17 protein-coding genes are annotated in these 20,559 nt (G+C 64.8%); 5 read left to right on the top strand and 12 right to left on the bottom strand.

Annotation, left to right across the window (positions count from 1 at the left end; translation table 11 throughout):
• Window positions 1-118: 118 nt before the first annotated feature.
• Window positions 119-2,650: a methyl-accepting chemotaxis protein gene (locus ACFE8X_RS15500; RefSeq protein WP_375452399.1), complete on the bottom strand. Its 2,532-nt coding sequence runs from the start codon at window positions 2,648-2,650 to the stop codon at window positions 119-121.
• A gap of 289 nt (window positions 2,651-2,939) precedes the next feature.
• Here ACFE8X_RS15500 and ACFE8X_RS15495 point away from each other — a divergent pair, with 289 nt between their 5' ends.
• A complete protein-coding gene (locus tag ACFE8X_RS15495) occupies window positions 2,940-5,354 on the top strand; it encodes a methyl-accepting chemotaxis protein (RefSeq protein ID WP_375452398.1) in 2,415 nt (804 codons plus the stop codon).
• A 237-nt stretch (window positions 5,355-5,591) separates the two neighbouring features.
• Here ACFE8X_RS15495 and ACFE8X_RS15490 read toward each other — a convergent pair whose 3' ends face one another.
• The 5 genes from ACFE8X_RS15490 to ACFE8X_RS15470 all read right to left on the bottom strand — a co-directional run bounded on the left by ACFE8X_RS15490 (window position 5,592) and on the right by ACFE8X_RS15470 (window position 10,379).
• The gene (locus ACFE8X_RS15490; RefSeq protein WP_375452397.1) at window positions 5,592-5,981 is read right to left on the bottom strand and encodes a response regulator; all 390 of its coding nucleotides are present in this window, start codon (window positions 5,979-5,981) and stop codon (window positions 5,592-5,594) included.
• A gap of 111 nt (window positions 5,982-6,092) precedes the next feature.
• Entirely contained in the window at window positions 6,093-7,139 is a 1,047-nt protein-coding gene (locus ACFE8X_RS15485) for a chemotaxis response regulator protein-glutamate methylesterase (RefSeq protein WP_375452396.1), read from the bottom strand.
• Window positions 7,136-7,981: a CheR family methyltransferase gene (locus ACFE8X_RS15480; RefSeq protein ID WP_375452395.1), complete on the bottom strand. Its 846-nt coding sequence runs from the start codon at window positions 7,979-7,981 to the stop codon at window positions 7,136-7,138. Before ACFE8X_RS15480 ends, ACFE8X_RS15485 begins: the two co-directional genes overlap by 4 nt.
• 33 nt (window positions 7,982-8,014) lie before the next feature.
• Window positions 8,015-9,544, bottom strand: coding sequence for a methyl-accepting chemotaxis protein (locus tag ACFE8X_RS15475; protein WP_375452394.1), 1,530 nt, complete (start codon window positions 9,542-9,544; stop codon window positions 8,015-8,017).
• A gap of 244 nt (window positions 9,545-9,788) precedes the next feature.
• Window positions 9,789-10,379, bottom strand: a complete 591-nt coding sequence (locus ACFE8X_RS15470; protein ID WP_375452393.1) for a chemotaxis protein CheD — start codon at window positions 10,377-10,379, stop codon at window positions 9,789-9,791.
• A gap of 242 nt (window positions 10,380-10,621) precedes the next feature.
• On the opposite strand from ACFE8X_RS15470, the gene ACFE8X_RS15465 reads away from it, so the two are divergent.
• Window positions 10,622-10,975, top strand: a complete 354-nt coding sequence (locus ACFE8X_RS15465; RefSeq protein ID WP_375452392.1) for a hypothetical protein — start codon at window positions 10,622-10,624, stop codon at window positions 10,973-10,975.
• A 5-nt stretch (window positions 10,976-10,980) separates the two neighbouring features.
• Here the strand turns inward: ACFE8X_RS15465 and ACFE8X_RS15460 are convergent, their stop codons facing one another.
• A complete protein-coding gene (locus ACFE8X_RS15460) occupies window positions 10,981-12,057 on the bottom strand; it encodes an aldo/keto reductase (RefSeq protein WP_375452391.1) in 1,077 nt (358 codons plus the stop codon).
• An 81-nt stretch (window positions 12,058-12,138) separates the two neighbouring features.
• Here ACFE8X_RS15460 and ACFE8X_RS15455 point away from each other — a divergent pair, with 81 nt between their 5' ends.
• Window positions 12,139-12,753 carry a TetR/AcrR family transcriptional regulator gene (locus ACFE8X_RS15455; RefSeq protein WP_375452390.1) on the top strand — a complete coding sequence of 205 codons (615 nt, stop codon included), beginning with the start codon at window positions 12,139-12,141 and terminating at the stop codon, window positions 12,751-12,753.
• Between the two features lie 67 nt (window positions 12,754-12,820).
• Here ACFE8X_RS15455 and ACFE8X_RS15450 read toward each other — a convergent pair whose 3' ends face one another.
• From ACFE8X_RS15450 to ACFE8X_RS15435, 4 genes are all read right to left on the bottom strand, one after another.
• Entirely contained in the window at window positions 12,821-13,294 is a 474-nt protein-coding gene (locus tag ACFE8X_RS15450) for a chemotaxis protein CheW (protein WP_375452389.1), read from the bottom strand.
• A 99-nt stretch (window positions 13,295-13,393) separates the two neighbouring features.
• Window positions 13,394-15,688 (bottom strand): chemotaxis protein CheA, encoded by a 2,295-nt coding sequence (locus ACFE8X_RS15445; protein WP_375452388.1) that lies wholly within the window; start codon window positions 15,686-15,688, stop codon window positions 13,394-13,396.
• A 178-nt stretch (window positions 15,689-15,866) separates the two neighbouring features.
• Window positions 15,867-16,235, bottom strand: coding sequence for a response regulator (locus ACFE8X_RS15440; protein ID WP_375452387.1), 369 nt, complete (start codon window positions 16,233-16,235; stop codon window positions 15,867-15,869).
• Complete coding sequence (locus ACFE8X_RS15435) at window positions 16,232-16,522, bottom strand: STAS domain-containing protein (RefSeq protein ID WP_375452386.1); 291 nt, start codon at window positions 16,520-16,522, stop codon at window positions 16,232-16,234. Before ACFE8X_RS15435 ends, ACFE8X_RS15440 begins: the two co-directional genes overlap by 4 nt.
• A 230-nt stretch (window positions 16,523-16,752) precedes the next feature.
• On the opposite strand from ACFE8X_RS15435, the gene ACFE8X_RS15430 reads away from it, so the two are divergent.
• Window positions 16,753-18,069, top strand: a complete 1,317-nt coding sequence (locus ACFE8X_RS15430; protein WP_375452385.1) for an NAD(P)H-dependent oxidoreductase — start codon at window positions 16,753-16,755, stop codon at window positions 18,067-18,069.
• 4 nt (window positions 18,070-18,073) lie between these two features.
• On the opposite strand, the gene ACFE8X_RS15425 is transcribed toward ACFE8X_RS15430, so the two are convergent.
• Window positions 18,074-19,042: a zinc-binding dehydrogenase gene (locus ACFE8X_RS15425; protein WP_375452384.1), complete on the bottom strand. Its 969-nt coding sequence runs from the start codon at window positions 19,040-19,042 to the stop codon at window positions 18,074-18,076.
• Between the two features lie 123 nt (window positions 19,043-19,165).
• Here ACFE8X_RS15425 and ACFE8X_RS15420 point away from each other — a divergent pair, with 123 nt between their 5' ends.
• A complete protein-coding gene (locus ACFE8X_RS15420) occupies window positions 19,166-19,966 on the top strand; it encodes a siderophore-interacting protein (protein WP_375452383.1) in 801 nt (266 codons plus the stop codon).
• Window positions 19,967-20,559 lie beyond the last annotated feature (593 nt).

Genomic DNA, 20,559 nt, shown 5'->3' with positions numbered 1-20,559 from the left:
CCTGTTGCTTTACCAACTTCCCCTTAAGGCCGGGTAAAGCATAAGCGCCGGAGCGCCTGGCCATAAAAAAGGGCGCCGGAGCGCCCTTCTTGCAGTGTTCGGCACTGTAACAAGCCGCCTAGAACTCGCTCCAGTCCTTGTCCACCGCGGCATTGCCGTGGCTGAGATAGGAGCGGGCCGCCGTCTTGAGCTTGTCCTGCAACCCCCGCGCGCCTTGTGCCAATGCCTTGACCGGCGCGAGCCGCACCGCCTCGGCCATCGGCGCTACCGCCCTCTGGGCATCTTCGAGGGCAAAGATATCCACGATCCGATCGAGCTCGCTCGCCTGCGCCTCGGTCTGCTCGATCGCCGCATTGATCTGTTCCACCAGGGCCGCATTGTGCTGGGTCATCTCGTCCATGACGCGCACCGCGGTATTGACCTCCTCGATCGAGGACGCCTGCTCCTGGCTGTCCTTGGCGATGCTGCCCATCAACTCGTTGGACGACCGCGCTGCAACCAGCATGGACTCCAGCTTGCTCGCGGCGTCGCTGACCAGCTTGGAGCCGCCCCGGACCTCGTTGGCGCTCTGCTCGATCAAGGCCTTGACGTCCGCCGAGGCGCTGGCCGCCGACTGCGCCAGCCGCCGCACTTCGACGGCAACCACGGCAAAGCCCTTGCCCGCATCCCCCGCCCGCGCCGCTTCCACCGACGCGTTCAGCGCCAGCAGGTTCGTCTGGAAGGCGATATCGTCGATCAGCCCGATGATATTGGAGATCTTGCCCGACGACTGGGTGATTCGCTCCATCGCCGCCGTCGCCTGCCCCATCACCTGGCCACCCTCTTCGGCAGTCTTGGTGACCCCCGATGCCACGGTGCTCGCCCCGCGCGCCCGCTCGGCATTCTGCATCACCGTCGCGGCCAGCTGGTCCATCGCCGCCGAGGTCTGCTCGATCGTCGCCGCCTGCTTGGTGGTGCGTTCGCTCAAATCGTTGGCGCCCGCCAGGATTTCCCCGGTCGCGGTCTTGAGCGAGCCCGAGGTTTCGCGCAATTGCGCCACGATATCGGCCAGCTTGTCGGCCACCGCATTGGTATCGTGCTTGAGCTGGGCGAACGCCCCCTGATAGTTTCCCGCCATGCGACGCGTCAGGTCGGTATTGGCCAGCGCCGCCAGCACCTGCCCGGTTTCACCCAGCCCGCGATCGACCGTCTCGACCAGGTTGTTGACCGACCCGGCCAGGCTGTTGAGCTCGTCATCGGGAAATTCGGCCTGCACCCGCTTGCTGAAATCCCCGGCGATGGCCGCATCCACCACTTCGCCGAACGCCAGTTGCAGCGCCTGCATCATCGCGGCACGATCGGACTGGGCGCGAATGATCTGGGCGGCTTCCGCCTCGGTCATCTGCGCCACTTTCTGGCCGTTCTCGCGAAACACTTCCACCGCGCGCGCCATCGCGCCCAGCTCGTCCCGACCGTCGGCGCCATGCACCGCGACATTCAGATCGCCCTGCGCCAGCGCTTCCATCGTGCCTGTCAGGCGGCTGATCGGCCGGCTGACCGAACGCGCGAACCCAAAGGACAGCAGCGCTGCCCCCACCAGCAGGATCGCCCCGACAGCGATCATCGTATTGCGCATCTGCGTGACCGGCGCCAGCACCTCGGCCTCCGCCTGCACCGCCGTCACCGCCCAGGTGACGCCATCCACGTTGATCGGGCTGGCCGACAGCACCATGGCGGTGTCGCGATAGCCGGTCCCCGAACCGCTCGCCATCGCCCCGCCCAGCGCCGTCGTCACGACCGGCGAGGTGAACGCGGTTTGCAGCACATCGGCGTTTTCGGAAAATTTGGACTCCGAGCGCAGCAACCCATCGGCGCCCACGATCACCACTTCCCCCGTATCGCCCAGCCCATCGATCTGCGACACCCGCTGGCTGATTGCCGGCGACAGGATTTCCAGCGCCATGACCCCCACCACGGCGTCCGCCTTGTAGATCGGCATCGCCATGAAACTGGCCGGCTGGCCACCGATCGGCGCATAGGGCGAAAAATCGGCAAACGCGGCCGTGCCCGCCGGCAAGACCTGTGCCGCCAGCACCAGCTTGGCAAGGCTCGTCTGCACCATGGCTGTATCGGTGGCAAAACTGAGCGCGAAATCGGGATTTTTGGCGGTGGAATAGACCAGCTCGCTCTCGAGGTCGAACAGCAGCACGTCGCTGTAGCCGCGCTCCAGCATCAGCGCGCGAAAGCCCGGATGATAGCGCTTGTGCTGCGTATCGTAGCTCGCCGCCAACCCACCCGAAGTATCCAGCAGCCAGCGCGCCGCCGGATCGGGATTGTCGGTGACATAGGCCTTCTGGAACTGCGCCGCGGCACCCTCGCCGAGCCCGCTCTTCATTTCGCCATAGGAGCGCGTCAGGTTTTCCAGCGCCGTGACCGTATCCGCGCGCTGCGTGAACAGGCGCAAATCCACCTCGACCGTGTCGAAGTAAGCGACCAGCATGCTGGTGGCGCTGACCACCGAGGCCTGCATCGCCTGCTCGCGCTGTGCCTGGACCGTGGACAGGCTGATCAGGTACCCCGCGATGCCGATCCCCACGCCTACGGCGAGCGCCATGCCGATCAGCGCCATCGGCAATTTTTGGGAAATCCTCAGCTGCGACAGAAATTTCATGCGATAGGCTCCCGCCGGCGGCAGGGTACAGCGCGCTCGAACACTTTCGATGGCCGGAGCGACCGCGCAGGCGCGGCGGTCCGGGCGCTGCTTCCCTCCCCCTCCAAAGTCGGACAACGACTTGTACGGGGAAGCTACAGAACGCCGATTAACGCCCTGTTACGCAACAACCGCCCGTTCCGGCAAAACCCCTGGGTAAAACCACGTAAGAGGAAATTAATCATAAATCTTTAGCCTTTGGCTGGCCCGCAGCCCGATGGACGCGCGTTGCGGCTGAAGGACGCTGCCCATGATCACGCTGCCCGGACTCAAGATTGCCCACAAGCTGCCGCTGGTCATCGTCGGCTCGGCACTGCTGGTCGGATTGGGCATCGGGGTGGTCGCCTATGGGGTGGGCCTGCAAACGGTGGACATGCAGCGTCAGCAGAATTTCGAGGCCTCGGTCCAGTCGGGCATCGGCCGGGTCCAGGACTACATCAAGTCGGTCTCCACCGATCTCAAGCTGCTGGCGTCGCGCCGCGAAACCATCGCCGCCATTGCCGCCATGAGCGCGGCCTATGGTGCGCTCGACGCCCAGGGCGACGGAGCCGCCCTCGTCCACGCCGCCTTCGTCGATAACGATCCCAATCCCAAGGGCAAGCGGCAGGCGACCGATGCCGCCGGCACCACGGTGGGCGCTTATGACGACGCGCATCGCCTGATCCATCCCGAATGGCGCGCCATGATGACGGCGCGCGATTATGCCGACGTGTTCCTGTTCAATGCCGATGGGCTCCTGGTCTATTCGGTGCAAAAGAACGATGATTTCGCTACCGGTTTTGCCGATCCAGCCAGCAATCCGCTCGCCGATAGCGGGCTGGGCGAGGCCTATCGTGCCGCCCGCTCCGCCTCGGCCGGGACCGTCGGCTTCGTCGATTTCTCGCTTTACGCCGCCAATGGTAAGGTGGCCGAAAGCTTCCTTGCCACGCCCGTCTATGATGGCACGACCCTGGTGGGCGTGCTGGCTTTTGGCCTGCCGGCAAAGACCTTCACCGCCCAGATGGCAACAATCAAGGGCCTGGGCCGCACCGGGGAGGCCCTGATCGTGGGTGCCGACGGCTTGATGCGGACCCAGTCGCGCTATTCCATGGCCAGCGACGTGCTGGTCTCCTCGGTCAAGGGCGATCCCACTTTCGATGCCGCCCTCGCCGGAACTGCCGCCAGCGGCATCATTCCCAATTTCCGGGGCTACCAGACCGCCGTCATGGCTGTGCCCACCAGCGTCTATGGCGTGCAATGGGTCGTGGCGGCGGTCCAGAACCAGTCCGAAGTGCTGGCGCCGGTCGTGGCCATGCGCAATCTGATCCTGATCATCGGCGGGGTCTTGCTGCTCCTTGCCGCGGGGCTGGGCATGGTATTCTCACGCTCGCTGTCGCGTCCCATCACCCGCCTGACCCGCTCCATGGACGCCCTGGCCGGCGGCGATCTGGAAGTGGCCGTCGAGGGCGCCCGCCGCAAGGACGAGTTGGGCGCCATGTCGCGCGCCGTTGAGGTGTTTCGGCAGAATTCCAGCCGCGTGGTCGAGCTCAATGCCGAACAGGTTGCCGCCGAGCAATCCAACCGCATCGAGCGCATCGAGATGATGCATGACCTCCAGAACGCCTTTGGCGCCGTGGTGGACGCTGCCATCGCCGGCGACTTCTCGCGTCGCGTCGAAGCCCACTTTCCCGACGAGGTGCTCAATCAACTGGCCGGCTCCGTCAATACCCTGGTGCACACCGTCGATCGCGGCGTGAATGAAACCGGCATCGTGCTCGAGGCCCTGGCCAATACCGACCTGACCAAGCGCATGCAGGGCAGCTATGAAGGTGCCTTCGCCAAACTCAAAGCCGATACCAATGCCGTCGCCGAGACCCTGACGGGGGTGGTGAGCCAGCTCAAGAACACCTCCCGCTCGCTCAAGACCGCCACCCAGGAAATCGTTCTGGGCTCCAACGACCTCAGCGAGCGCACCAACAAGCAGGCCGCGACCATCGAGCAGACCAGCGCCGCGATGCAGCTCCTGGCGGGCACCGTGGCCACCAATGTGCAGAAGGCCCGCGACGCTTCGGTCAATGCCAGCGCCGTTACCCGCACCGCCGAGGAAGGCGGCGCCGTCATGCACCAGGCGACGCAGGCTATGGAGCGCATCACCCAGTCCTCGGGCAAGATTTCCAACATCATCGGGCTGATCGACGATATTGCCTTCCAGACCAACCTGCTGGCGCTCAACGCCTCGGTCGAAGCCGCCCGCGCCGGGGAAGCCGGCAAGGGTTTTGCCGTCGTGGCCGTGGAAGTTCGCCGCCTGGCCCAATCCGCCGCCAACGCCTCCCACGACATTAAGGAGCTGATCGACCAGAGCGCCAGCGAAGTCACCGGCGGCAGCCGGTTGGTGGTCGATGCGGCCACCAAGCTGTCCGACATGCTCGAGGCCGCCCGCCAGAACAACGCCCTGATGGACGTGATCGCCCGCCAGAGCCACGAACAGGCGACCTCCATCGACGAGGTCAACACCGCCATGCGCGTGCTCGACGAAATGACCCAGCACAATGCCGCGCTCGTGGAACAGATCAACGCCGCGCTCGAACAGACCGAGGCCCAGGCCAGCGAACTCGACCGCGTCGTCGACATCTTCGCCCTGCAAGACCCCGATGCCGCCCCGATGCTGATCCAGGCCGCCGAATAGCCTGGACCGATCAGCTGCGATCCGGTCACAGGTCGGCACGATCTCATAACCGGCGCTGCAAAGACCGTTTGGTACCGCCAGGCCAGGGTCAGATGCCGTGGTTTTCGAGACCCGATGCGCCGCCTTATGATAAACAGAACGCCCATGGCGTTACGCGAAGGATCATGGCGCAAGGCCCATCAACAGGCGCGCAATCGCGGCCGATGACAACTATGGGCGGATGTTACGGATGCTCGCTCAGGACAGCGCGCCGATCACGGCCTCGATCCGCTTCTTCATCGTCGACAGATCGAAGGGCTTGATGATGTAGTTGTTCACCCCGAAGGAAATGGCTTCCTTGACCTGTTCCTTGTCGGATCGGCCGGTCGCCATGATGAACGGCATGCCTTGCGTGCGCGGATGCTTGCGGATCACCTTGAGCAGCGTCAGCCCGTCGATATCTTCCATGTTCCAGTCGGAAATGATCAGGTCGACATTGGATTTTTCCAGCTTGCCCAGCGCGTCGCGCCCGCTCTTGGCCTCGATGATGTCCTTGAAACCCAATTGGGTCAGGATATACTTGCATATCCCGCGCATCGACTGCTGGTCATCCACGATCAGGACGCTGACGGCGCTCGCCTTTGGCATTGTTCAGTTCACTTTCCGAGCCCAGAGTGTTGGCGTCCCCATCGCGCTCAACACTAGGCAACAAGCGTTACAAATCTATCAATCGGCCGCCCGCATTGCGACCGGTCCGCTTCATGCCGCCTTTTTGAGCCGTACCAACGCATTGGCCAGTCGCGCGGCGATCCCGTCGAGCGGCGCCTGCTCGACCACCGCGTCCTCCTCGAACGCCACGCGTGGCATGCCGTAGACCAGCGACGTCGCCTGGTTCTGGCCCACCGTGTAGGCCCCCGCGTCGCGCATCAGCTTGAGCCCGCGTGCCCCGTCGCGGCCCATCCCGGTCAGGATCGCCCCCACCGCCATCGGCCCCACGCTCGCGGCCACCGATTCAAACAGCACGTCCACGCTCGGGCGGTGCCCGCTGGCCAGCTCGTCATGGCTGAGGCGACCCTTGAGCTGCCCCGAACTGCGCTCGACGCGCAAGTGGTAATCACCCCGCGCCACATAGGCATGTCCCGCCAGCAGCGGCATGCGGTCTTCGGCTTCCAGTACCGTGATCTGGCACAATTCATCGAGCCGTGCGGCAAACCGGTTGGTGAAGCCTGCCGGCATGTGCTGGGCGATCACGATCGGCGGGCAATCGGTCGGCATATTGATCAAGACGGCGCGGATCGCCTCCACCCCGCCGGTCGAAGCGCCAATGGCGATCAACGCTCCCTCGGGCGCCGCCGCCGTGCGTACCGCCACCTTGGCCGTGTCCACCCGGTCGGCCCGGCCCCTGACATCGGATCGGGCCGCCGCGCGGATTTTGTCGCGCAGCCCGGCGCCGAACGCTTCGAGCCCGCCATCCATTTCCACGCTCGGCTTGGCCACGAAATCCACCGCACCCAGTTCCAGTGCCAGCAGTGTTTCGCTCGCGCCCTTGCGTGTCAGCGTCGAGACCATCACCACCGGCGTCGGGCGCAGCCGCATCAGCTTTTCCAGGAACTGCAGCCCGTTCATGTTGGGCATTTCGATATCGAGCGTCACCACGTCCGGGTTGAGCGTCTTGATCTTCTCGCGCGCTTCGATGGGATCGACCGCCGTGCCCACCACCGCGATATCGCCGTCCCGCACCAGCATGCGCGCCAACACTTCGCGGATCAGGGCTGAATCGTCGACGACCAGGACCTTGATACTCATGCAGCTTCTCGCTTGTTCGATTTGAGCTTGGATTGATAGATCGTCTTGCCGACCAGCTTGAAGCCGTCGCCGCCCGAGCCCAGATTTTCCGAATGCCCGATATACAAAAACCCTTCCGGCGCCAAAAGGCTCGCAAACCGGCCGAACATCTGCCCCTGCGTCGGCTTGTCGAAATAGATCGCCACGTTGCGGCAGAAGATCGCGTCGAACGGCCCCTTCATCGGCCAGGCCGTGATCAGGTTGAGCGGCTTGAACGAGACCAGTTCGCGCACCGCTGCGCTGACCTCGATCTGCCCGTCCCCGCGTCTGTCCAACAGCCGTGCGCGCTCCGGCGCCAGCCCCGACAGTTCGGACTCCGGATAAACGCCCAGCGCCGCCTTGCGCAACACGGCCGTGTCGATATCGGTGCCCAGGATCTTGAAGTCCCAGCGCCGCAACTCCGGAAATGCCGCCAACAGGTCCATGCCCACCGTATAGGGTTCCTGCCCCGTCGAGCACGCCGCCGACCAGATGCGCAGCCGCGTGCCGCGCGGCTTGCCCGCGATCAGCGTGCCGACATAGCGGCGCAAATGTTCGAAATGGTGATCCTCGCGGTAGAACCGCGTCAGGTTGGTGGTCAGCGCATTGACGAAATTCTGCCCGTCCTCGGCCGAGCCGCCGCGTTCCAGGTAATCGACGTAATCGTCGAACCCGGCCAGCCCCAAGGCCCGCACGATCTTGGACAGCCGCGAAATGACCAGCGTGCGCTTGGCATCGCTGAGCGAAATGCCCGCGACCTGATAGACGCGTGCCTTGATGCGCGAGAACTCGCGCTCGCTTAAGGCAATTTCGCCCGCTTCCATACCGTTTACCCCATGTTGCGCGCCGGGCAAGTGCTAGGCCGCCGTATCGATCCGGCGCTGGGCAGCGCGCTGGGTTCGCCCCACCGCCGCGTCGCTGACCGCCTCCATCCGCCCGGTGAGCCGCTTCAGCGTCTCCCCGCCTTCGTCCAGTGTGGCAACGATAGTGTCCGCTTCATCACTTAGATTGCGTAAATGGTTGTCCAGTTCCCCGATCATTTTTTGCAGCGATTGCGCTTGGTCCACACCGGCGCCCGTTTGTGCCCGCCCGCGGCTGACCACGGCGCGGATATCCTTGGCGCTGCGATTGGTCATTTGGGCCAGCATGCGCACCTCTTCGGCGACCACGGCGAACCCTGCCCCCTTCTCGCCCGCCCGTGCCGCTTCCACCGCTGCGTTCAGCGCCAGAAGGTTGGTGCGAAACGACACCTCCTCGATCGTGGCCACCATGGTGTCGATCTCGCGCGTCATGGTGTCGATATCGGCCATCGCCGCATGGGAGCGCCGCGCCGCCAGCTCCGCCACGCCCACCAGGTTACGCGCATCCTGGCCCCGGCTGCGCACCTGCCGCGCCTCGCGCCCGCCGCGCTGCAAGGCGGTACCAGCCGCCAGGGCATCGGCCTGGGTCTGGGACGCGACCTGGCTCAAATGGGCGGCCTGGTTCTGGAACCGGTCGACCAGTTGCGCCACCGCGCTGAATTTCTGCTCCAGCCCGTGCCGCCCGCTGGCTTCCTCCACCAATTGGGTTTCGACCGCCGCCAACAGCTCGGCCAGCCCGCGCGACTGCCGGCTGAACGCCCCACCCACGAGGTCGCCAGGAGCCATCTCCCCGCTCAACAGTCGATCGAATTCGCGCAGGCCCGCATCCACCGCTTCCATGCCGCCATTGAGGGCCGCCAGCGCCGGGTTGAGCGCCGCCACGTCCGCCTCGAAGCGAAATCCGGTCTGCCCGCTCGCCAGCGCGCCCACGAACGCATCCATGTCGTCATCCTCGATATAGCCGCCGGCCGGCTGCAGTTCGAGCAGGTAGCGCGATGCGGCGATCCCCACGCGCAGCACGCGATAGCGCGTTCCCGCCAGCATCAGCATGGCTTCCTGGGGTGCCCCGCCGCCTGCCGCCAGATATCCCGCGCCGAACAACGCATCGAGATTGGCCCCGTCCACGACCCGCGGCGCGATGCGCGCCATGCCCGCGCTCGCGGCCAGAATCACGCCCGCCTCGTTGATCAGCATGACGTTCTGCCCCATGGCGCCGATCGCCGCCTTGAAATGGTGCGCCCGCTCCAGCCGCCTGCCCAGCCGCTCGAGGATCGAGGCAATGCTGAACACTTCCCCCGGCCTGTCGCACAGCCCCGCCGCCTGCGCCACATTGACCAGCACGGCGTCATGGGCGCGATCGGCTTGCAGTCCGGCAAACAGCGTGCCGGTCGCCGCCATCGCCACCAGGCCCCCGGCAACGATCAGCGAGCCGGCGCCCGCGCCAAAGCCCAGCAGCATGCCGCCTGCCGTGAAGACGGCCGCGAGCCACAAACCGGCAGCGATCAGCGCGAGGCGCATATGCAGCATGGCAGGCGGTTTCCGCAAATCAGCGCAAGGTGTTCATCACTGCTAAACCTTACTGCAGGAATGGTTAATCAAGTCTCTAGGCAAAACTGCGCAGCTAAGACTTGGCTAATCTTGATTGCTCCCGCCTTACCCGGGCCGCCAATATTGTCTCGCTTTGAAACGTCGCAAATCCGTCATGCCGAACGCGAAAACCCGCCTGCGCCGATAAGCGCAAGCGGCTTGGCGAACGCCCGGCGAACCGGCGTCAGAACAATTCGATATCGTCGTGCGCGGGCACCACGACCGCGCGGCGCGATGCGATCACCACTTCTTCACGCGCCACGCTTGCCCCCGCATCGCTGTCGAGCCGCTTGACGAAGGCACGCCCGGAATGCGGCTTGAACAGCACCCGCCGCGCATAATTGCCCCCCAGGTCCTCGTTTGCCAGCCCGTAGCCTTCGGCCGCCAGGAACTCGCGCACGAATTCAATGTTCTTGGCGCCCACATCGTCCAGCGCCGCGTTGATCTTGCCGCCGCCGAACACCTTGATTTCCAGGTTCGACTTGCGCCCGGTCCCCTGGCTCAGCACCTTGTTGATCAATTGCTCCATGGCAAAGGCGCCATAGCGCGCCGAAGCGCCATAGCGGTCCTTTGACGAGCCCGATTGCTCGGCCAGCAGAAAATGGTTCATGCCCCCCACATTGGCGACACGGTCGCGCACGCAGGCCGAAATACACGACCCGAGCACCGTCGAAAACGTCAGGTCGGCGACATTGGACGTATGACAATCGCCTTGGTGCACCGTGGTAACCACCCCGCGGTCGAATTCGGGCGGCAAAGAATGGGCCATCGCCATGAGATACTATCGAACTCCAACGCGCCAATCCCGGCGGCAAACGACAACTCTAGCTCAACCCGTTCCGGACCCGAGGGCGTCACCCCGTCGACGTCCCAGGCGCTAATGGGTTGATCGTACCGGCAACGTGTTATCCAATTGCTAACCACGCCGACGAAGCTTTGCCGTCTGGCATCATCAAGCAAGAAGAGCTTTAGAAATGCTGGGCTAGTCTGCTCGCATCGGCGGCTAGGAATAGACTGATGTCACTGCAGAAACTTGCGCGTGAACTTGACGAGACGGCGCGCCAGACCGCCGGAATGGTCGAAGGCATCAGCGAAGCGCTTGAAATCCTCAGCGAGGTCGCCGCCGATCGCCAGGCCGATGTGCGCATGGCGGTGCAGATGATCGTCACCGCGCTACAGGGCCAGGACCGGATCGAGCAGCGCTGCCACAACATGGCGCTGGCCGTGCGCCAGTTCGCCCTGTTGCCGCCCACTGCACCCGACTCCATCTACGATGAAATCTGGTCCAACCTGACCCTTGACGAATTGCGCGTCCCCGCCCTGTCCGGCATTGCCGCCCATTCCAGCCATGGCGAAGCCGAACTGTTCTAGCAGCGCTACTCGCCCCATCCCCTCACCGTATTGCCGCCAAACACCATCTGCCGGATTGCCGGGCTGGCCAGGCTCGCGCTGAACCCTGCCACTGGCACGCTGGCCGCGTTCAGCCGATCGCTTTGATCGGCACTCAGCTTTAAGTCCGTCGCGGCGATATTGCTTTCGATCTGGGACAATTTACTGGCCCCGATCAGCGTTGACGAAATGCCCGGCCGGGCGATCGCCCATGCCAGTGCCACTTCGGCCACCGGACGCTCCACCTCTCCCGCCACGGTGCGCAAGACCTCCACAATGGCCCAGTTGCGGTCGGTGAACTTGCTGTCGCCAAATGGATTGGCCCCGCTCAACCGACCGGTGCCGCTGGTATCCTCCCGCCGGTATTTGCCGCTGAGAAAACCGCCCGCCAGCGGGCTCCAGGGCATCACGCCCATGCCCGCCTCCCGCGCGACCGGCAGGTGTTCGGCTTCCACGTCGCGTGCCACCAGCGAATATTCCAGCTGCATGGCGATGGGGCCGGGCACCCGCCGCTCCGAAGCGATCGTCGCCGCCTTCATCGCCACCCAGGCCGGCATGTCCGAAAATCCGAAATAGCGGATCTTGCCTGCCCGCACCAGATCGCCAAGGGTTTGCACGATCTCCTCGACCGGGGTCACCCCGTCCCATATGTGCATCCAGTAGAGATCGATGTAGTCGGTTCCCAGCCGCTTAAGCGATGCCTCGATGGCGCGGTGGATATTCTTGGCGCCGGCGCCGCCCGCATTGGGATTGCCCCGCCCGGCCTGATGTGCCGCGAGCGGACTGGCCGAGCCGTTGAAGGCGAATTTGGTGGCCAGCACGATCTCGTCGCGCGCGCCGCTGTCCTTGATGAACCCGCCCACCAGCTCTTCGCTAGCGCCACCCGAATAGATGTCAGCGGTGTCCACGAAATTGCCGCCCGCCCCGCGATAGGCATCGAAAATCGCACGCGAACCGGCCGCGTCGGTGCCCCATGCGCCCTGGCCAAACGTCATCACGCCAAGGCACAGCGGGCTGACGACCAGGCCCGAACGGCCAAGAGTTCGAAAATCGGTCAGGGACATATCAGGAGACTTCCATAATGATTGATACGAAACGGTTACGGCACTTGCCGGCCGGGGTCAATGCGTTTAATAACGATCACTATGGAAAACCACTCTGGCAAATTCCGCAAAACCGGCCGTCCCCTGTCCTTCGATCGGGACGAGGCGCTCGAAAAAGCCATGCTGGCTTTCTGGCGTTCCGGCTATGAAACCACCTCGATCAGCGACCTGACCGCCGCCATGGGCATTACCGCGCCCAGCATCTACACCGCCTATGGCGATAAGAAGCAGCTGTTTTTAGAAGCCATGCGCCTTTATGCCGGCTCGCCCTACGATCTGGACCGCTCTCTTGCCGAGGCACCCACCGCTCGCGATGCCGCCCAGCGCATGCTGCTGGCAGCCGCAAGGGCCTTTACCGGAACTACGACCCCCCGGGGCTGTCTGCTGGCCAGCGCCACCGCCAGCGGATCGAGCGCTTCGGCCGATGTGCAGTACGCCGTCGCCGAAGTGCGGCGCGACATCCAGGAGCGCTTGCGTCGGCGCATCGCCGAGGACGTTGCCAACGCGCTTTTGCCCGCGACGCTCGATACCCGGGCGCTCGCGGCCTTGGTCATCGCTGTCATCCAGGGCATGTCGGTGCTGGCGCGCGACGGCGCTAGCCCGAAAGCCCTGGACGATCTGACCCATGCCGCCATGCAGGCCTGGCCGTCGCCCTGAGCTGTCACCCACGCAACAAAAAGGGCGCCCCCGGGCGCCCTCGTTTCATTTCGGCATCGCTGCCAGATCAATTGTCCATCCGCGCGCCGGACACTACGGCATGCAGGTCGATCAGCCCGACCATGCGGCTTTCATGGGTGACGATGCCGTTGAGCAGTTCGGTATCGATCGAATTGCCTTCGGGCACATTGTGGATGTCATCGCGCGACACCGTCAGGATGTCCGAAACCGCATCCACCAGAATGCCCACCCATTTGTCGCCCACGCTCATCACCACCACGACATGGTTTTTGGTCGGCGTGGTCTGGCCGTCCCCGAACCGGGCGCGCAGATCGAAGATCGGCACGATGGTGCCGCGCAGATTGATCACGCCGCGCACGAATTCGCGCGTATTGGGCAGTGGTGTGGCCCCGTTCCAGGCGCGGATTTCGCGCACCGTGGTGATCTCCACCCCATAGGTCTGCTCGCCGATCGAAAAGGCGATCAATTGCAGGGAATTCTGGGCGGCAGCGGCCGACTTGTCGTTGAGATCGTCTCTCAAGCCGAGGGCTTCCATCGTCTTCAGGCCTTTCCGCCATCCGTTCTGGATGGCTACGCGGTTACTAATGGTACTCACATGACAAAGCCCGGGCCGTTCGGCCTAGGCTGCGTTTTTATGCACGATACTGGTCTTGAGCCCCTGCACGTCCACGATCAGCGCGACATTGCCGTCGCCCAGGATCGTGCCGCCGGCAATACCCTCGACCCGCTCGAAATTTTCTTCCAGCGATTTGATGACGACCTGTTGCTGGCCGATGATGTCATCCACGATCAGCGCCACCTTGGCGCTGCCTTCGGCTTCGCACAGCACCACGAACCGGTTTTCCGGCTCGATGTCCGAAGCCAGCATGAAGCGTTGCGCCAGATCGATCACCTGCACGTATTCGCCACGCACCTGCAGCACCTGCCCCCCGCTCGGCACCCGCTCGAAGCTGGCGCGCGAACACTGGATGGTTTCCACGATCGAGGACAAAGGCACCACATAGGGGCTGTCGCCAACCTTGACCAGCATGACGTCCAGCACCGCCAGCGTCAGCGGCAGCCGCAGCGTCATGCGCGTGCCCCGTCCGGTCCAGGAGCGGACATGCACCGAGCCGCCGATCTTCTTGATATTGGACAGCACCACGTCCATGCCGACCCCGCGCCCAGAAATGTCGCTGAGCGCCTCGGCGGTGGAAAAGCCGGGGGCAAAGATCAACTGGTCGATCTGCTCTTCTGTCGGCTGCACGTCGGGCGCCACCACGCCCTTGTCGCGCGCCACCTGCAGCACCCGCTCGCGGTTGATCCCCGCTCCATCGTCTTCCACGATGATCAGGATATTGCCGCCCGCCTGCTCGGCCGAAAGCCGGATCGTGCCGGTTTCGGGCTTGCCCCGGGCCAGCCGCTTGTCCGGCGTTTCGATGCCGTGATCGGCCGAATTGCGGATCATGTGGGTCAGCGGATCGCTCAGCTGCTCGATCACCGTCTTGTCGATTTCGGTGTTCTCGCCGATGGTTTCGAGCTTGATCTTCTTGCCCGTCTTGAGCCCAAGTTCGCGCACCAGCCGCGGCATGCGCGAAAACACCGATTTGACCGGTTGTGCGCGGATGGCCATCACCGAGTCTTGCAACCCCCGCGTCGTCTGCGCCAGCACTTCCAGTCCCCGCACCAGTTCGGTATAGCGGGCGCGCAGCGTCTCATCCATCTGCTGGGTCAGCATCGACTGGGTGATCACCAGTTCGCCTACCATGTTGACCACGCGGTCGACCTTGTCCAGGTCGACCCGAATGGATTGCACGCCCAGGCTGCGCCGCTCGCCATCCTCGCCTGCTTCGATCGCGGGGGGCGGCGCCATCGGCGCCTTGGCGGCAGGCGCGGCCCGCACCATCGGCGCAGGCGCGATACTGTCGGCGATATCGGCAAAGCTGAGGGCTGGATTGTCCTCGAACCTGTCCAGCGCTGCCGCAGCCGGAGCGGCCTGCACCACCGGCTCCACCTCGAAATCCAGCAGGTGGGCAACCTCGTCGTCCGCCAGTTCCAGCATGTTGACCGGCGCGGGCACCGGCTGTGCCGCCACCGCCGCCGGCTGCTCGAGCCTGGGCGACGCACCCGCCCCCAGCTGAACCACCGCGATATCGCAATCGCCCTCGACGAACTCGAACACTTCGCGGATCATCGCTTCGGTCAGCGTTTGCGACACCAGCGTGATTTCCCACGAGCAATAGACCGCGAACGGCTCGAAGTCGGCCAGTTGCGGAATCTCGTCCAGCACCGCCACGATGCTCATCTCGCCCAGCGCCGCCAGTTCGCGGAACAGCAGCAGCGGATCGTTGGCCCTGGCGTAAAGCGCCCGATGCGGGGTGAAATGCACTTCCCACTGGCCGCTGTCCGGCGCCAGCGGCATCGCTTCAAAACTATCGTCGATTTCGGCGTCGCCCGCCGCTTCGACGGCCTCGAGATTGACCATGACCGGGGTGAACTCGATATCGAATTCTTCCAGCGGATCGCCACTCTCGTCGCCCTCCGCGGCATCGCCACGGGCCAGCGCATCGAAGCGGTTCTTTTCATCCATGCCGTAATCGGCCGGCAGCGCTTCCCCGGTGCGCGCCGCCGCCACATGGTCGGTCACGATGTCATTGGCACGGATGCACAGCGTCACGACCTCGTCGGTCAGTTCGATCCGCCCGTCGCGCACATAATCCAGCAGCGTTTCATAGGCATGCGCAAACCCCACCAGCGCCGAAAATCCGAACGCCCCGGCACCGCCCTTGATCGAATGGATGGCGCGAAACACCGCGTTGAGCCGGTCCGCACCGCGCTCGCCCGCCTCGATGGCGACGAACTGCTCCTCGAGTTCGGTCAACAGCTCCGAGCACTCGTCGAAATAGGTGGCTTTGAAATCGTCCAGATCGCTCATCTGCGCGCGCTAACCCTTCTGGGTGCTTGGCTGGGAAAGTGTGTGTGAGGTCGGGTCAGGGCGAGGCGAAAACTGTGGTGTTCGAGAACCGGAGCGCAGCGTACGTTTGGTACGTGAGCACCGGAAGCGGAGAATACTGCAGTTTGCAGCCCGCCATCACTCGACCACGCGCGCACTTTTAGTGCACGACGCGGTGGATGACGGAGATCAGCTTTTCCGGATCGAACGGCTTGACGATCCAGCCCGTGCCGCCCGCGGCCTTGCCCTGGTCGCGCTTGTCCTGCGATGTCTCGGTGGTCAGGATCAGGATCGGCAGGCTCTGGTGATTGCCGGTGGCGCGCACGTTCTTGATGAACTCGATGCCATCCATGATCGGCATGTTGATATCGGTGATCACCACATCCACGCTCTGGCTGCGCAGCACGTCCAGTCCCTGCTGCCCGTCCTCGGCCTGCAGCACTTCGAACCCCGCATTGCTCAGCGTATGGTGCAGCATTGCCAGAATGGTTCTTGAATCGTCCACGGTCAGTACGCGCAAAGCAGTCATCCTCTCATCATTCCCAAAAAGCTGGTCCCCAGTCCCAGCCGCTCGATCGCGCCGCTCAGGGCTGCGCTCGGCTTGTCGATCGTCAATTCGAAATTGTTCTTGCGCGCGGTTTCCGCCGCGCTGATCAGCATGAACAGGGCATTGGTGGACACCCGTTCCACCCCTGCCCCATTGATGCTGACCGCACCTTCCTCGATCGCGTCGAGCAATCCGTCCCGGATGCCGTCGAGCGAATCCAGATCCACGATTGCCGGCAGGGCGACCGTTTTCTTCGCGACCTTGACCATTGCCCTGTGCTGCCCCTGCCAGACGTCTCCGGGCACAGTGTCTGATGGAACGGTTTAAGAAGTGCTAAGCATCGGGCACAGAAGTCCTTGTTTGCTCAAGCCGGTACGGCTTTTCCGCCGAAACCGGCCCTTGCCGCACCCGGGCGCGGCCGCCGCCACGCGCCCGGATGTTTCCATTGCCCCCACCCGGTGCTAGGGGAACACCAGCCCAGTTCGGATGATTGACCGCCATGACCAGCCAGATCGCCCTCACCGGCATCGCCCGCGACCTCGCCGCCCGCGCCCAGACCGGCAAGCCCATCCGGGTCGGCGTCATCGGCTCGGGCGAAATGGGCACCGATCTGGTGACCCAAATGTCGCTCATGAGCGGCATCGAAATGGCCGCCATCGCCACCCGCCGCCCGCACACGGCGCTCGCCGCCATGACCATCGCCTATGGCGACGAAAGCCATGGCCGCACCGTTGAGACCCCCGCCCAGGCCACCATGGCCATCGAATCCGGCAAGATCGCCATCACCAGCGCCGAAACCCTGGTCACCACCCCCAATATCGATGTCGTAATCGATGCCACCGGCAAGCCCGGCGTTGCTGCCGATTACGACCTGCTCGCCATGGAACACGGCAAGCACCTGGTGATGATGAACGTCGAAGCCGATGTCACCATCGGCCCCTACCTCAAAAAGGAAGCCGACCGCCTCGGCGTCGTCTATTCCGTCGGCGCCGGAGACGAGCCGTCCTCCTGCATGGAGCTGATCGAGTTCGTCTCGGCCCTGGGCCTGCCCATCGTCGCCGCCGGCAAGGGCAAGAACAACCCGCTCTGGCACGACGCCACCCCCGACGACTACCGCGAGGAAGCCGCCCGCCGCAACATGAACCCGCGCATGCTGGTCGAGTTCGTCGATGGCTCCAAAACCATGGTCGAGATGTGCGCCATCGCCAATGCCACCGGCCTCGTCCCCGACGTCCCCGGCATGCATGGCCCCAAGGCCGACCGCGACGACATGGCCAAGGTGCTGATCCCCCGCGAGGATGGCGGGCTGCTCCACAAGATGGGCGTCGTCGACTATACCGTGGGCAAGGGCGTCGCCCCCGGCGTCTTCGTCATCGTCAAGGCCGAGCATCCCCGCATCATCGAGCGCCTGGATGACCTTCACATCGGCCACGGCCCCTATTACAGCTTCTTTCGCCCCTACCACCTGACCAGCCTCGAAGTCCCGCTGACCTGCGCCCGTATCATGCTCTACGGCAAGCCCGACATGGTGCCCTTGGCCACACCCGTCGCCGAAGTCTGCGCCGTCGCCAAGCGCGACCTCAGGTCCGGGGAAACCTTCGACGCTATCGGGGAAACCTGCTACCGCTCCTTCACCATGACCATCGGCGACGCCCGCGCCGCCCATGCCATTCCCGTCGGCCTGCTCGAAGGCGGCCGTGTCACCGCCCCCATAGCCAAGGGCGCGCTCCTGACCGCCGCCAACAGCCGGCCCGACACCACCACCCGCCTCTTCGCCCTGCGCCAGCGCCAGGACCAGATGTTCGGCCTGGTCTGAACGCTCAGGCGCGCAAGGCGATCTTGCCCTTGCGCCCCGGCTCGCCGCTGGCCGCTACCGCAGCGCCGATCTGCTCCAGCCCGAACGCCGCCTCGATCGGCAAGACCAGCTCGCCCTTGGCGGCGAGCGCCACCAACTCGCCCAGCATGCGCCCGATCTCCTCCGGCGCAATATTGGGCTTCATGCCCCAGAACCCGCGCACCGTGATGCCGCGAAACAGCAATTGCGCCGGTGCGATGCTGAGCGGTTGGCCCGACATGGCCCCGAAATTGACCAGCTCGGCCCCGTCCGCCACCACCGCCAGCAGCTCCGCCGGCGCCGCCCCGCCCACCGAATCCAGCGCCCGGATGATCGGCATGCCCCCGCTCAACGCCCTGACCCGTTCCTGCCAGCCCTCGCTTTCGCGCGATACCGCATTGGTAATGCCCAGAGCCTCGAGTTCATCCACTGCCGCGTCGCGCCGCACCAGGCTGACCACATTGATCCCCTGCTCGGCGCCGAACCGCGCCACCAGCTTGCCCACCGCGCCATTGCCCGCATTCTGCACGATCCAGTCGCCCGGCGTGAGCTTGAGATCGGCCAGGATCATCTTGGCGCTCAGCGGCATCGACACCAATTGGCACGCCGTCTCGTCGCTGACGCTGGCCGGCACCGCCACCGCCCGCGCCGCCTCCACCAGGTAATATTGCGCCCAGGTCTGCGCCGCCCCGCCGGCCACGCGCTGCCCGATCGCCAGATTGGTCACCCCCGCGCCCAGCGCCTCCACCACGCCCACCGCTTCGGTGCCGGGCACCGCCGGCAGCGCCGGCTTGATGCCATATTGCCCCGCGATCGTGCTCAGGTCGTGGTTGTGAATGGGCGAGAGCGCCATGCGCACCAGTGCCTGCCCGGGTCCGGGCACCGGCATCGCCCGCTCAGCCACCCCCAACACCGCCTGGGGCACGCCAAAAGTCTCAAATACCACGCTGCGCATCGCCGCGCCTCCTGTAACCGCCAAGCCAACAGATACGCCGGCCCCGCCGCAATTCAACCACCCCTTGCCCGATGCCTGCGGGCGGCGTAATGCTGACTTAAATAATCATATTAGGATACGCCCATGTCCACCCTTGCCGATTCCCCCGCCATCGAACGCGTCCGCCACGACACCCGCATGCGCCTGCTCGATGTGGTGCGTGTCGCCGATGTCACCCCGCTGATGCGCCGCATCACCCTGTCGGGTGACGTCGAAGGCTTCGTCACCCTGGGCCATGCCGACCACGTCAAATGCTTTTTCGGCGAACCCGGCGCAGTTCCGGTTATTCCCGTGCTTGGTCCCAATGGCGCCGAATTTCCCCAGGGCCATCCCCGCCCGCAGATGCGCGATTATACGCCCCGCGCTTTCGACGCCGCCGCCAACACGCTCGAAATCGACTTCGTGCTCCACGGCGACGGCCCCGCCTCGTCCTGGGCAGCCCAGGCCGCGATCGGCCAGACGCTCCTGATCGGCGGCCCGCGCGGCTCGCTGATCGTACCGTCCACTTTTGACTGGTACCTGCTGGCCGGCGACGAAACCGCCCTGCCCGCCCTCGGCCGCCGCATCGAGGAACTCCCTGCCGGTGCCAGAATCCTCGCTGTCATCGAAGTCGACAACCTCGCCGAAGAGCAGCGCTTCACGACCCGGGCCGACCTGTCGCTCACCTATGTCCACCGCAACGGCCGCCCCGCCGGCACCACCACGCTCATCCTCGACGCCGTCCAGTCGCTTGCCCTGCCCCCCGGCACCGGCTACGCCTTCATCGCCGGCGAAGCCACGATGAGCAAGGCCGTCCGCCAGCATCTGCTGGACCAGCGCGGCCTCAACCCCGACTGGCTCCGCGCCCTCGGCTATTGGGTCCTTGGCGAAGCCGATAGCCATTGACGCAACGCGGCATCCCCGGCCACCGCCATCGTCACGCCCGCCTGCGGCGTTGCAACAATAGATCAAGACTCGGCCCGGCATTCGAACTGGACCGCCCCACAAGTGGCGCTCCACCTTGAGCATCACCCCTAAGAGAGTGTTGCACTTCGTTTGTGAACTCAGGGGACCCATCCCGAGATTCCCGCCCCAACCGCAAGATGGTCCTGTCAGGATTTTGCTTTCTTCACCTCGCCCCTCCGGGGAGAGGTCGGATCGCAACGCGGTCCGGGTGAGGGGTACGATGCCGTGGCTCCATCACCACGCCGACCCCGCACTCTGTGTCATCCCGGCGCCGGCCGGTACCCATCCCGAGATGCACCCAGGCCGCAAGGTGTCCGTAACACCGCGACATCGTGGCTCCCTGCACCCCCACCCAACCTCCCCCTGGGAGGGGGAGGAGCCGCCCGGTGGGTGGAACTGGATCAAGTTCAAACTCAAAGGCTGGACTCGATCGTGCCCCACGAGTGTCGCGGTCTCCTCCCCCTTCCAGGGGGAGGTTGGGTGGGGGTCCTCGTTCAGCCCCGATCCATCCCCTCTATCCCCCTTACCCCCAC

The sequence above is a fragment of the uncultured Devosia sp. genome (assembly GCF_964244875.1).
Classification (GTDB): domain Bacteria; phylum Pseudomonadota; class Alphaproteobacteria; order Rhizobiales; family Devosiaceae; genus Devosia.
The sequence above is the reverse complement of the archived record's forward strand: the minus strand, read 5'-3'. Positions and strand labels throughout refer to the sequence as shown.

Excerpts from the sequence above, each read along its gene's own strand:
- ACFE8X_RS15500 (WP_375452399.1), bottom strand. The coding sequence starts at position 2,650 with ATGAAATTTCTGTCGCAGCTGAGGATTTCCCAAAAATTGCCGATGGCG.
- ACFE8X_RS15495 (WP_375452398.1), top strand. The coding sequence starts at position 2,940 with ATGATCACGCTGCCCGGACTCAAGATTGCCCACAAGCTGCCGCTGGTC.
- ACFE8X_RS15490 (WP_375452397.1), bottom strand. The coding sequence starts at position 5,981 with ATGCCAAAGGCGAGCGCCGTCAGCGTCCTGATCGTGGATGACCAGCAG.
- ACFE8X_RS15485 (WP_375452396.1), bottom strand. The coding sequence starts at position 7,139 with ATGAGTATCAAGGTCCTGGTCGTCGACGATTCAGCCCTGATCCGCGAA.
- ACFE8X_RS15480 (WP_375452395.1), bottom strand. The coding sequence starts at position 7,981 with ATGGAAGCGGGCGAAATTGCCTTAAGCGAGCGCGAGTTCTCGCGCATC.
- ACFE8X_RS15475 (WP_375452394.1), bottom strand. The coding sequence starts at position 9,544 with ATGCTGCATATGCGCCTCGCGCTGATCGCTGCCGGTTTGTGGCTCGCG.
- ACFE8X_RS15470 (WP_375452393.1), bottom strand. The coding sequence starts at position 10,379 with ATGGCGATGGCCCATTCTTTGCCGCCCGAATTCGACCGCGGGGTGGTT.
- ACFE8X_RS15465 (WP_375452392.1), top strand. The coding sequence starts at position 10,622 with ATGTCACTGCAGAAACTTGCGCGTGAACTTGACGAGACGGCGCGCCAG.
- ACFE8X_RS15460 (WP_375452391.1), bottom strand. The coding sequence starts at position 12,057 with ATGTCCCTGACCGATTTTCGAACTCTTGGCCGTTCGGGCCTGGTCGTC.
- ACFE8X_RS15455 (WP_375452390.1), top strand. The coding sequence starts at position 12,139 with ATGGAAAACCACTCTGGCAAATTCCGCAAAACCGGCCGTCCCCTGTCC.
- ACFE8X_RS15445 (WP_375452388.1), bottom strand. The coding sequence starts at position 15,688 with ATGAGCGATCTGGACGATTTCAAAGCCACCTATTTCGACGAGTGCTCG.
- ACFE8X_RS15440 (WP_375452387.1), bottom strand. The coding sequence starts at position 16,235 with ATGACTGCTTTGCGCGTACTGACCGTGGACGATTCAAGAACCATTCTG.
- ACFE8X_RS15435 (WP_375452386.1), bottom strand. The coding sequence starts at position 16,522 with ATGGTCAAGGTCGCGAAGAAAACGGTCGCCCTGCCGGCAATCGTGGAT.
- ACFE8X_RS15430 (WP_375452385.1), top strand. The coding sequence starts at position 16,753 with ATGACCAGCCAGATCGCCCTCACCGGCATCGCCCGCGACCTCGCCGCC.
- ACFE8X_RS15425 (WP_375452384.1), bottom strand. The coding sequence starts at position 19,042 with ATGCGCAGCGTGGTATTTGAGACTTTTGGCGTGCCCCAGGCGGTGTTG.
- ACFE8X_RS15420 (WP_375452383.1), top strand. The coding sequence starts at position 19,166 with ATGTCCACCCTTGCCGATTCCCCCGCCATCGAACGCGTCCGCCACGAC.